Origin of the sequence: Thioalkalivibrio sp. (assembly GCF_007692535.1) — a bacterium.
Lineage (GTDB): Bacteria > Pseudomonadota > Gammaproteobacteria > Ectothiorhodospirales > Ectothiorhodospiraceae > Thioalkalivibrio.
On the sequence record NZ_REBW01000244.1, the window covers coordinates 1 to 11,080 of the forward strand.

Below are 11,080 nucleotides of genomic sequence, written 5' to 3' on the forward strand. Positions count from 1 at the left end.
GGGTTCCGGCAGGGTCAGCACGAACCAGTTCATCGGGGATCCACCTCCGATCCCGCACGCCCAGGGAAACCCTGGAGACCGGCCAGGCTGCGCGCCGGCCCCAGGTAGAGCCGGACCGCCGGGTCATGCACAGCGTTCTGGAAGCGTACCCTGGGAGGCGTCTGCGACAACCGCCCAACTCGATGCCAAGAAAGGATCGACCCGGGCCTGCCGAAGGATCCGTTCAGCGTTTCCCTGAGGGCTTGGGGCGTTGTCACCGAATCTAGTTCTCGCAGGATGTGAACTCGCGCACCACGGTACGCCCGTTGGGCGCATCGAGTACGGCGCAATGAAAGAAGTCGCGCTGTGGCAGGCGGGCGACCAGCGACAGCCGGAAGTAGCGCAGGCCTTCGGTCTGCCCTTCTTCCTGCTCGCCGACCGCGTCGCGCACGACGTCCGGAGCGCGCTCCATGTCGATCAGGTTATCCGTTCCCGGCCGCGCGGTCACGTAGGGCGCGATCGCCTCCCACATTTCCGCTGTCATGCCCTGCACGCGGTTCAGCTCGGAGGCCAGCAGAAAGGGCCGGTTGCCGCTGCGCTCGGGCGGCGTGCGCAGCCGGTAGACCGGGTCGTCGGTTTCCGGGTCCATCCAGTCGCGGATGGCTGCGGCGAGCTGCTCGCCCTGCCAGGCGGCGATGTTGGCCTCGGACCCGGCCCGGGCCACCAGGTCCGCGAAAGCGGCGACCGGCGCGTCGTCGACGCGGGCCAGGCTGTTCAGGTTGAACCGGCAGTGCAGGTTCTCGAGGCTCGCGATCAGGTCGATGCCGTCGATCACCAGCGGCACCGGCGGGGACACGCAGGTGTCCCAGGGCAGCTCGTTCAGGTTCGGCCACTGCTCCAGCAGGCGCAGGGCCATGATCTCGGCGCCGAGCAACAGGCTGCGCGCTAGATCCTGCTCGAAGACCAGCCCGGAGCGCTGGATCTGGGTGTGGTCGCGTACACTCATCCCGATCGCCGCGGTGACCGCGATCGCGACCACCAGCAGGGCGGTGATCAGCGCGACGCCACGCTGGCGCCGTCTCATACGCCCCCCGGCAGGGCCAGGTGCCGCTCGACCCGGCCCAGGCCCGGCACCTCGAGGATGATCTCCACCAGCGCCGGCAGCGTGCGCGCCGGGTCGGCCCCGCGCAGCGGCGGCCAGCTGTCCACGACTTCCTCGCCGCGCGCGCCCGGGTTCACGAAGCGCAGCTCCATCAGCACGGGCTCGCGGCCATCCCGGGTGTCGCGGGCGGCCAGGAAGACCCGTGCCATCGGCTCGGTGTCGTCACCCGCGTCGATCACGTCCCAGAGCCGCCGCTCCAGACCTTCCTCGGTCACCCGCCAGCCGATCCGGCGCAGCCGGTCGGTGCCGCCGCTGCCCGTGCGCACCAGTTCGAGTTCGGGCTCGGTGGCCAGCGGGCTGTAGCGCAACGCCGGCTGGCGGTCTCCGAAGCGGTCGCGCGGCTCGATCGTCGCGACCTGGCGCAGGTCGCGTTCCAGGACCGCCAAGGTCACCTGCAGCTCGGCCAGTACGCCGCCGCGCAGCCGTGTCTGGCTATCGGCGTTCAGCACCGCCTGCAGGCCGCCGTAGGCGAGCGCACTGACCACCGCGAACACCGCCACCGCGATCAGCAGTTCGAGCAGCGTGAAGCCGCGCACACGGGCCCGCTGTGGAGTGCGGCGGCTCGCCGCCGCTTTGGGGGGGATGAAGCCGCGCACGCGGTCCCGCTTCATGGCAGCAGGTACCCGACGGCGCGGGCACGCACATCCGCGGCCGGGCCGCTGGCGGGCCACACCGTGACCTCGACGCGCAGCACCGGCGGCAGCTCCAGCGGCGCCTCGGGCACTTCCTCCCCGATCTCGACGCGATACTCCCAGTCCTGGCCCGCCTGCCGCAGGCTGCCCTGGCCGGTCCCGGGCCGCGGCAGCAGCAGGCCGGCCTCGTAGCGCGCGACCAGGTTCTGTCCGACCCAGTGCGCAAGGGTGCGCTCCTGCAGATAGTGGGTATTGCGGGTGTGTTCCGAGCCGGCCTTCACCAGCGCTCCCAGGGCCACCGCGAGGATGGCCAGCGCGACCAGCACCTCCAGCAGCGTGAAGCCACGCGCTGCGTGCAACGGGGCTCGTCGTGGCGTCATCGCAGCGTCTCCAGCAGCAGCCGGCCGTCGCGCGCACCGGTTACGCGCAGGATGTCGCTGGCCCCCCCGGCGGGGCGCATCTCGAGTTCGAAGGGAGTCAGCTCGCCGGCGCCGTTGAACAGGACCTGCGGGCGATCGGCCCGGTCGTCCAGCGGCACCACCCGGCCTTCCTGGCGCAGGCGCAGTTCGATGCCCAGGCGCTGCACCGAGCGGGGCCCCAGGGGTGCGCGGTCGAGTTCGATCCAGGTCACGCGGGCGTCATCGAGAAAGACCTGCTCCAGGAAGGCATAGCCGTCGCGCGAGAAGCCCAGTGCGCGGGCCTGGCCGGTCAGCAGGCTCTCGTCCCGTGCCAGTCCCGCCAGTTCCACCAGCCGCCGCGCCTCCTGTTCCATCTGACGCGAGGCGCCGCCGCCCACCGCCAGCACCGCGAAGCCGACCAGCAGGCCGAAGATCAGCAGCACCACCAGCAATTCGAGCAGCGTGAAGCCACGGCGGCGCTGACGCCTGCCCATGCTGGCCGCACCCGTTGCCACCCGGGAGCTCAGAAGTCGTCGAGGTTCCAGTTGCCGATCTCGGCGTTGATGCCCGTGCCACCGCGGCGGCCGTCGGCGCCGAAGGTGTAGATGTCGATGTCACTGCGGGTGCCGGGGTTCAGGTACTGGTAGTCGTTGCCCCAGGGGTCCTTGGGCAGCCGGTCCATGTAGCCGCCGGAGCGGTAGTTGCGCGGCTCGGGCCCGGTGCGCGGCCGCTCGACCAGCGCCTGCAGTCCCTGGTTGGTGTCCGGGTACACGAAGTTGTCCAGGCGGTACAGGTTCAGCGCCGATTCGAGCGCGCGGATGTCGCTCTTGACCTTGGTGATGCGGGCGTCGTCCGGGCGGTCCATCACCCTTGGCACGACGATGGCGGCAAGGATGCCGAGGATCACCACGACCACCATGATCTCGATCAGGGTGAAACCGTGGCTGCGGCCGCGGGCGGTACTGGGGTATTGCATTCGGGACATGATCTAGTTCACCAGTTGGTTCAGTTCAAAGATGGGCAGCAGGATGGCCAGCACGATGGTCAGCACGACGGCGCCCATGGTCACGATCAGCAGCGGCTCGAACAGGCCGACCACCATCGCGATGCGGGTCTCCAGTTCGCGCTCCTGGGTCTCGGCGGCCCGCTCCAGCATCTCGTTCAGCTTGCCGCTGGACTCGCCGCTCCGGATCAGGTGCACCGTCATCGGCGGGAAATAACCGCTCTGTTCCAGGGCGCGGCCGATGCCGCTGCCCTCGCGCACGCGCGCCGCCGCGGCCTCCACCGCCGCCCGCATCGGCCGGTTGCCGATCACCTCGCCGCTGGTGCGCAGGGCCTCCAGCAGTGGGACACCGCTGGCCGCCAGAATGCTCAGTGTGCGTGCGAAGCGGGCGGTGTTCAGGCCGCGCGCCAGGCGCCCGACCAGCGGCAGGCGCAGCAGCAGTGCATGATACCGGTAACGCCAGTGTTCGTGTCGCAGCAGGCGGCGCAGGCCGAAGAACAGCACGACCAGGCCGGCCAGCGCCCACAGCCCATAGTCGCGCAGGGCGTCGCTGGTCGCGATCAGGGCGACGGTCAGCCAGGGCAGTTCCTGGCCGATGCCGGCGAAGACCTGCACCACCTCCGGCACCACGAACGCGAGCAGGGCCACGGTGACGCCGATCGCGACCAGCGTCAGGATCAGCGGGTAGAACAGCGCAAGGCTGATCTTCTGGCGCAGTGCGTTGCGGCTCTCGGTGTAGTCGGCGAGCCGCTCGAGCACCAGGTCCAGGTGCCCGGACTGCTCGCCGGCAGCGACGGTGGTCCGGTAGAGTTCGGGAAAGACGCGGGGAAACGCGGCCAGCGCCGATGCCAGCGCGTGCCCCTCCATCACCCGCGTGCGCACCGCGGTCAGCACGTTGCGAATCCGCGCCTTCTCGGTCTGCCGCGCCACCGTGCCGAGGATCTCCTCGACCGGGAGCCCGGCGCGGGCCAGCGTGGCCATCTGCCGCGTGGCCAGGGCCAGGTCCAGCGGGCTGATGCCGCGCCCGCCGAGAGTCAGGCCGCCGCCACGGGTCTGCTCGCGGACCTCCTCGACCTGCAGCGGGTTCAGGCCATCCTGACGCAGCCGGGCGCGGACCGCCCGGGCCGTGTCGCCCTCGGCGACGCCCTTGCGCCTGCGGCCGCCGGCATCCAGCGCCTGGTATTCAAACGCGGGCATGGCGGCGCAACGGGAAGGCCGGCCGGAACCGGCGTGGGCAGGTGCCACGGAGCTGCAGGGTCACCGCTAGTCAGTCCTCACGCGTGACACGAACGACCTCTTCGATCGAGGTCGTGCCGTCGAGGATGCGGCGCACGCCGTCGGCACGGATGTTCGGCGTGGACATGCGGACATGCTCGGCCATCGCGCGTTCACCGGCTCCGTCGTGGATCATCTGGCGCAGGGTATCATCGACTTCGATCAACTCGTAGATGCCGGTGCGGCCCCGGTAACCCAGCTTGTTGCACTTCGGGCAGCCGCGGGCCCGGTGGATCAGGGGCGGATCGGACAGATCGAGTCCCAGCTGGATGCACTCGCTGTGGGTGGCGACGGCCGGCTTGCGGCAGTTGCTGCACAGCACCCGCACGAGACGCTGGGCCAGGATGCCGTTCAGCGTGGACGCCAGCAGGAACGGTTCCACGCCCATGTCCCGCAGGCGGGTGATCGCACCGATCGCGGAATTGGTGTGCAGTGTCGAGAACACCAGGTGTCCGGTCAGGCTCGCCTGCACCGCGATCTGCACCGTCTCCAGGTCGCGGATCTCGCCGACCATCACCACGTCCGGGTCCTGGCGCAGGATCGCGCGCAGTCCGCGTGCGAAGGTCATGTCGACCCGGGTGTTGATCTGCGTCTGGCCGATGCCGTCGAGGTAGTACTCGATCGGATCCTCCACCGTCAGGATGTTGCGGCTGCGGTCGTTCAGGCGCATCAGGGCGGCGTAGAGCGTGGTGGTCTTGCCCGAGCCCGTGGGACCGGTCACGAGCACGATGCCGTGCGGTCGGCTGATCACCCGCTCCATGCCCAGGTACTGCTCTTCGGCCATGCCCAGGTGGCGCAGTTCCAGGCGCCCGGCCTGCTTGTCCAGCAGCCGCAGCACCACCCGCTCCCCGTGGCCCGAGGGCAGTGTGGAGACGCGCACGTCCACCGGGCGGCCGGCGACGCGCAGGGAGATGCGCCCGTCCTGCGGCAGGCGCTTTTCGGCGATGTCGAGCCGCGCCATGACCTTCACCCGGGAGACGATCAGTGGCGCCAGGCTCACCGGCGGGTTCAGCACCTCGCGCAGCACGCCGTCGACGCGCAGGCGCACCGACAGGCGGGTCTCGAAGGGTTCGATGTGGATGTCGGAGGCGTTCTCGCGCACGGCCTCGGTCAGCAGGGCGTTGATCAGGCGGATGATCGGCGCGTCATCCTCGGCCTCGAGCAGGTCCTCGGGCTCGGCCAGGGACTCGGCCACGCTGAGCAGGTCGCCGCCCTCGTTCAGGCCCTCGACGAAGTTCATCGCGTCGTTGCTGCTGCGCTCGTGCTGCTCGCGCAGCCTGAGGTCGAACTCGTCGGTGCTCAGCGGCTCGAGCTGCAGGCGTTCCGCGCTGCGCCGGCGGATCTCGAGCACCGCCATCGGGTCCGCATCAGCGCGCAGGTACAGGGTGCGGCGTCCATTCACCACCGGTCCCGGCAGCACGCCGGAGCGGCGTGAGAAGCCGTAGCCCGGGCTGAGCGGCTCGGCGGGGCCTTCGCCCACGGTCATGGTTTCGGGGTCCGGCAGGGCGCTCATCGGTACCGGGGCGGCACGCCGAGCGGATTCAGTTCCGCGAACGGCGGCGGCAGGCGGGTCAGCTCCTCAAGGCGCGGGTTCGCCTCGGAGAACGGAGGCGGCAGGTAGGTCAGTTCCCGCCACTCGGGCAGCAGCAGGGTGTCGTCGTTGATGCCGCGCCTGCCCCGCTGGGCCTCGAGCAGCTGCTGGCGGCGGATGTAGCTGTATTTCTCGCTGGTCAACTCGGCCCCCGTGGCGTTGGTGCGCACGATCCGAGGGTACAGGAAAACCATCAGGTTGAGCTTCTCCGCGCTCTCGCTGTCGTAGCGGAACAGGCGCCCGAGGCCGGGGATGTCGCCGAGCCCGGGGACCTTGTCGCGGGTCTCGATCCGGTTCTCGGAGATCAGCCCGCCCAGCACGAGCATCTCGCCGTCGTCCACCATCACGTGGGTACGCAGCGAGCGGGTGTTGGTGACCAGGTCGCGGGCGTCGCCAGTGGGCGCGAGCGAGGAGACCTCCTGCTCGACCTCGAGCCGGATCGCGTTCCCCTCGTTGATCTGCGGCCGTATCCGCAATTTGACGCCGATGTCCTCGCGGCGAATGGTGTCGAAGGCCTGGCCGGAGTCCTCGATCGAGCGGCCGACGACGAACGGCACGTTCTGGCCGACCACGATCTCGGCCTCCTCGTTGTCCAGGGTCAGCAGGCTGGGTGTGGACAGGATGTTGCTGGACGTGTCCCCCTGCAGGGCGCTGATCAGCAACGCGATCTGGGTGCTGCCGCTGCTGCCGATGCCACCCAGGGAAATACCGTCGCCGGGGTTGGGTGGTGCCGCGACGTCGCCGTCCAGAAAGGCCCTCACGCCCGACGCGAGCCGCAGCAGGCCGCGTCCGTCGCGGTCGAAGTTGATCAGTCCGAAACCCGAGCTCGGCGACCCCGCAGCCCACTGCACGCCAAGCTGCCGGACGCGATCGGAGGAGATCTCGGCGATCACCGCCTCCACCATCACCTGCGCCCGGCGGATGTCCAGTCTTTCGATGATGTCGGCGTAATCCTGTGTATCCTCCGGGGCGCCGAAGATGACCACCGCGTTGGTGCTCTGGTGCGCCTGGATGCGCACCGAGCCGCCGGTGCGCCGGGCGTCCGTGCCGGCCTCCTGCCGGGTTTCGGCGATGCCGCGCAGCACCTCCACCACGTCCTCGGCCTGGGCGTACCGCAGGTAATGGACCTGGGTGTTGCCCACCGCAACCGCCGTATCCAACTGCGAGATCAGCGCGCGCAGCGGGATCCGGCGCTCCGGGTCGCCGGACAGGATGATGGCGTTGGCGCGCTCGTCGGCCAGCACGCGCACGCGCCCCCGGGCGGCGGGTCCGTCGCCTGGCCCGGTTTCGAGTTCGCGCAGCTTGGTTGCCAGGCTCGCGGCATTGGCGTGGCGCAACTGAATGACCTCGAAGCCCTCGGGTACCGGCTGGTCGATGCGCGCAACCAGTTCCCGGATGCGGCGTACGTTGGCCACCGTATCCGAGACCAGCAGCGAATTGGTTTCCGTAGCGGCCGCCAGGTGTCCGCCCTGGGGCACCAGCGGGCGCAGGATCGGCACCAGCTGCGCTGCGCTCACGTGCTCGGTGTAAATCACGTGGGTCACGATCTCGTCGTCGCGCAGGCGCTCGTGGGCAAAAAGGTTGGGGATATCGCCCTGCTTGGCCTGCACGTCGGGGACGATCTTGGTCGCCGCGCCGCTGGGCACGGCGGCGAAACCGTAGACTTTCAGCACGCCGAGGAAGAGGTCGTACAACTCATCGCGTGCCACGGGACGGCCCGAGACCACGCTGACGCGTCCACGGACGCGCGGGTCGATGATGAAATTGGTGCCGGTCTCTTCCGCAACGAGGTCGATCAGCGTCTGGATTTCGGCATCGCGCAGATTCAGCGTCAGCGTGTCGGCCTGCGCCACCGGCACCAGCCAGGACAGCGCGATCAGGACGAGTATCGGCAGAAATCTGCGAAACATAGAGGCTCTCAATCGATCAACTCGATGCTGAGGGGCAACGCCTGGCCGTCACGCTCGACCACAAGATCCACACGCTGTTGGCCGGCCAGATCCTGAAACAGGCTATCAGTATCATCGATCGCCGATAGCGGCATGCCATTAACAGAAGTTATCACGTCGCCAGGTCGAAGTCCGGCCTGCTGGAACTGCCGGGCATTGCGCGTCGGGCTGACCTCCAGTCCGTGCAGCACCCCACCCTGGATTACGGGCCGCGCCCGTACCGTCTGCAGCAGGCGCTCGGGATCCCCGAGCCATTCGGAGCGCTGAATGCGCGGCTCATCGGTCGCGGCGGGGGCCGGTGCCGGGGCCGCCGCCCGGGCAGGTGCCGCACTGGCCGGTGCACCTGCCGTGCTGCCGTCCGGACGCGGGAGGCGCAGGGTCTCGTAGCCGCCGTCGCGCTCCAGGATCACGCGGTCGGTGTGGATCTGGTGCAGCCGGGCCTGACCGCCGCCCACCGCATCACCAGCCCGGTACAGGCGCTCAGGGCTGCCGCTCTCGACGATGATCGCGTGGCCCTGCTCCGGGGCGTCACCGGCCATCAGGCCCACCAGGCGCAGCCGCAGGCGCGTCTCCGGGGCCACCACGGGTTCGGGCGTGGCGCGCTCGCCGAGCACCCCGAACAGCGGCAGCCTGGCAACCGTGGCGAAGGGCGACTCGGGTGCGGCCTCTGGCGTCGGCGCGACGCTTTCGTTCGTGACGTCTACCGTCGCCGCCGGCCGCACGTCGGGCTCCAGCACCTGCCAGGTCATCTGCGCCGCCAGCACGCCCAGGCCCAGCAGCAAGAGCACGCTGACGGCGCGGGGCAGGACGGGCGGCGGGGTCGTTGCAATGGCCAACATGTCTCTTCAGGGGCTCCCGGCAGGCGCACCAAAGTCTGGATGACGCATCGCGTCACCCGGCTCGGGGCGTTCCATCGGCGGGCGATTCAGGGGATTCACACGACGAATGTAGCAGAGGCGAATGCCAGGACGCTCGTATCTTTTTCGCCCTTTTTTTTCGCGTGAATCGAGCCTGTATACCGGTCAGTACCTTACGGAATTTACCTGACGCGAGTTCGCAGGCAGCCACGGGCGCCCGTCGCCAAGCCCCAAAGCGGGAGCAAGCTCCCGCACTCCACAAAGGTTCGTAGCTTGTGCCGGCGTGTCACTGCACGCAGCGAGATTATGGAGTGCGGGAGCTTGCTCCCGCTTTGGTCCGGCCCAAGCGCATCCCGCAGCCCGAAAGCGGCAGCAAGCTGCCGCACTCCATATGGGCCTCGGCACAGCGAAGCTCCTGCCGACGCCCACACGCGCTGTGGAGTGCGGGAGCTTGCTCCCGCTTTAATCCCGGCCGGGGCGCGGCGGATCAGGCCTGCGCCGGGAGCTCCTCGAGCAGCAGGCTGTGGCCGCCCATGTTCTTCGGCTGCGGAACGCCCATGAGTGCGAGCACGGTGGGTGCCACGTCGGCGAGGCCGCCGCCGGTGGTCAGGCGCCAGAGGCTGCTGTCCATCACCATGCACATCACCGGATACGTGGTGTGCTGGGTATGCGGCTCGCCGGTGACCGGATCGACGTACTCGTCGCAATTGCCGTGATCGGCGGTCAGAATCACCGAGTAGCCCTGTGCCTTGGCCGCATCCAGAACCCGCCCGACCTGGGTGTCGAGGGTTTCCACCGCCTTGATCAGCGGTTCGCGCATCGCGGTGTGGCCGACCATGTCGCCGTTGGCGAAGTTGACCAGGATGAACCCGTAGCGCCCCTTTTCCATCGCGGCGATCGTCTCGTCGGCGACCTCGGCCGCGCTCATCTCCGGCTGCTGGTCGTAGGTGTCCACGCTCGGCGACGGCACCATGACCCGGTCCTCCCCGGCCAGCGGCTCCTCGCGGCCACCGTTGAAGAAGAAGGTGACATGCGCGTACTTCTCCGTTTCCGCGCAATGGAACTGCGGGATGCCCGCAGCCGCGATGACCCCGCCCAGCGTGGTGCCGGGACGCTCCGGGGGGAACGCGATCGGGGCCAGAAAGCGGGGCTCGTACTCGGTCAGACAGGTGACGAAGACCGGGTGGAAATCGCCGCGGTCGAAGCCCGTGCAGTCTTCCATCGCCAGGGCGGCGGTCAGCTGGCGCGGCCGGTCGTTGCGGAAGTTGAACAGGATGCAGACGGCCTCGGCACCCAGGGGCGCCGGCTCGCCGACGATGCGCGGCTTGATGAACTCGTCGGTCTCGCCCGCCTCGTACGCCGCCTCGATCGCCGCGCGGGCGGTCTCGGCCTGTTCGCCCTCGGCGAAGGCGATCGCGCGAAAGGCGCGCTCGGTGCGCTCCCAGCGCTTGTCCCGGTCCATCGCGTAGTAGCGGCCGCACACGGTGCCGATCCGCCCGCCGGCCTGCTCGAGCTTCTGCTCGAGTTCCGGCAGATAGTTGAGCGCGGACCGCGGCGGCGTGTCGCGTCCGTCGGTGATCATGTGCACGATGGGTTGCACTTCCTGCTCGCGGCAGATCTCGATCAGCGCGAGCAGATGCCGCATGTGGCTGTGCACGCCGCCGTCGGAGACCAGCCCGATCAGGTGCAACGGCTGGTTTCTGGACCGGGCCGCGGTGGCCGCGCTGACCAGCGCGTCGTTGTGATGGAAGCTGCCGTCATCGATGGCGTCATCGATGCGCACCAGGTCCTGGCGCACGATGGTGCCGGCCCCAAGCGTCAGGTGCCCCACCTCCGAATTCCCCATCTGGCCGTTGGGCAGCCCGACCGCGCGCCCGCAGGCGTCCAGCGTGGTGTGGGAATGCGTGGACAGGTACTCGTCCAGGCGCGGCGTGTCGGCCTCGGCGTAGGCGTTGTTCACCTTGCTCGGGTTCACGCCGACGCCGTCCATGATGATCACGATCACGGGGCGACGTGGTGTGGGGCGCGGTTCAGCCATGATGCGTTCCACTCTGTTGCTGGAAAGCCCACATATTAACAATCCCGCATGAACAGATGTTGACCACCCCGCGCGAAGCGCAGAAAAACATCACCTGATGACCACGAATCCTCCGCAAGCCGGGAAAATCGCACTGATCGCAGCGAAACCGCCAAAACCTTCGCCTGCAAGGCAGGCTCCCACAAGGGCAAGGACC

10 protein-coding genes are annotated in these 11,080 nt (G+C 69.1%); all 10 read right to left on the reverse strand.

Annotated elements, in window-relative coordinates:
* Nucleotides 1–262 precede the first annotated feature (262 nt).
* Nucleotides 263–1,063 carry a type II secretion system protein GspK gene (locus tag EA346_RS13670; RefSeq protein ID WP_296759530.1) on the reverse strand — a complete coding sequence of 267 codons (801 nt, stop codon included), beginning with the start codon at nucleotides 1,061–1,063 and terminating at the stop codon, nucleotides 263–265.
* A complete protein-coding gene (gene gspJ / locus EA346_RS13675; protein WP_296759532.1) occupies nucleotides 1,060–1,752 on the reverse strand; it encodes a type II secretion system minor pseudopilin GspJ in 693 nt (230 codons plus the stop codon). The genes EA346_RS13670 and gspJ overlap by 4 nt, the downstream gene beginning before the upstream one ends.
* Entirely contained in the window at nucleotides 1,749–2,153 is a 405-nt protein-coding gene (gene gspI / locus EA346_RS13680) for a type II secretion system minor pseudopilin GspI (protein WP_296759534.1), read from the reverse strand. The genes gspJ and gspI overlap by 4 nt, the downstream gene beginning before the upstream one ends.
* A complete protein-coding gene (gspH, locus tag EA346_RS13685; protein WP_296759536.1) occupies nucleotides 2,150–2,665 on the reverse strand; it encodes a type II secretion system minor pseudopilin GspH in 516 nt (171 codons plus the stop codon). Before gspH ends, gspI begins: the two co-directional genes overlap by 4 nt.
* Nucleotides 2,666–2,694: 29 nt before the next feature.
* On the reverse strand, nucleotides 2,695–3,156 hold the full coding sequence (gene gspG / locus EA346_RS13690) for a type II secretion system major pseudopilin GspG (RefSeq protein WP_296759537.1): 462 nt from the start codon (nucleotides 3,154–3,156) through the stop codon (nucleotides 2,695–2,697).
* A 3-nt stretch (nucleotides 3,157–3,159) separates the two neighbouring features.
* Entirely contained in the window at nucleotides 3,160–4,371 is a 1,212-nt protein-coding gene (gspF, locus tag EA346_RS13695) for a type II secretion system inner membrane protein GspF (RefSeq protein ID WP_296759539.1), read from the reverse strand.
* 70 nt (nucleotides 4,372–4,441) lie between these two features.
* A complete protein-coding gene (gene gspE / locus EA346_RS13700) occupies nucleotides 4,442–5,935 on the reverse strand; it encodes a type II secretion system ATPase GspE (RefSeq protein ID WP_296759545.1) in 1,494 nt (497 codons plus the stop codon).
* Between the two features lie 23 nt (nucleotides 5,936–5,958).
* Nucleotides 5,959–7,950 carry a type II secretion system secretin GspD gene (gspD, locus tag EA346_RS13705; RefSeq protein ID WP_296759540.1) on the reverse strand — a complete coding sequence of 664 codons (1,992 nt, stop codon included), beginning with the start codon at nucleotides 7,948–7,950 and terminating at the stop codon, nucleotides 5,959–5,961.
* 8 nt (nucleotides 7,951–7,958) lie between these two features.
* Complete coding sequence (gene gspC, locus EA346_RS13710) at nucleotides 7,959–8,828, reverse strand: type II secretion system protein GspC (RefSeq protein WP_296759541.1); 870 nt, start codon at nucleotides 8,826–8,828, stop codon at nucleotides 7,959–7,961.
* Nucleotides 8,829–9,333: 505 nt separating this feature from the next.
* Entirely contained in the window at nucleotides 9,334–10,884 is a 1,551-nt protein-coding gene (gene gpmI, locus EA346_RS13715) for a 2,3-bisphosphoglycerate-independent phosphoglycerate mutase (RefSeq protein ID WP_296759543.1), read from the reverse strand.
* Nucleotides 10,885–11,080 lie beyond the last annotated feature (196 nt).

Bases quoted from the DNA above. Each gene is read 5' to 3' on its own strand.
- EA346_RS13670 (WP_296759530.1), bottom strand. From the start codon at position 1,063: ATGAGACGGCGCCAGCGTGGCGTCGCGCTGATCACCGCCCTGCTGGTG.
- gspJ (WP_296759532.1), bottom strand. From the start codon at position 1,752: ATGAAGCGGGACCGCGTGCGCGGCTTCATCCCCCCCAAAGCGGCGGCG.
- gspI (WP_296759534.1), bottom strand. From the start codon at position 2,153: ATGACGCCACGACGAGCCCCGTTGCACGCAGCGCGTGGCTTCACGCTG.
- gspH (WP_296759536.1), bottom strand. From the start codon at position 2,665: ATGGGCAGGCGTCAGCGCCGCCGTGGCTTCACGCTGCTCGAATTGCTG.
- gspG (WP_296759537.1), bottom strand. From the start codon at position 3,156: ATGTCCCGAATGCAATACCCCAGTACCGCCCGCGGCCGCAGCCACGGT.
- gspF (WP_296759539.1), bottom strand. From the start codon at position 4,371: ATGCCCGCGTTTGAATACCAGGCGCTGGATGCCGGCGGCCGCAGGCGC.
- gspE (WP_296759545.1), bottom strand. From the start codon at position 5,935: ATGACCGTGGGCGAAGGCCCCGCCGAGCCGCTCAGCCCGGGCTACGGC.
- gspD (WP_296759540.1), bottom strand. From the start codon at position 7,950: ATGTTTCGCAGATTTCTGCCGATACTCGTCCTGATCGCGCTGTCCTGG.
- gspC (WP_296759541.1), bottom strand. From the start codon at position 8,828: ATGTTGGCCATTGCAACGACCCCGCCGCCCGTCCTGCCCCGCGCCGTC.
- gpmI (WP_296759543.1), bottom strand. From the start codon at position 10,884: ATGGCTGAACCGCGCCCCACACCACGTCGCCCCGTGATCGTGATCATC.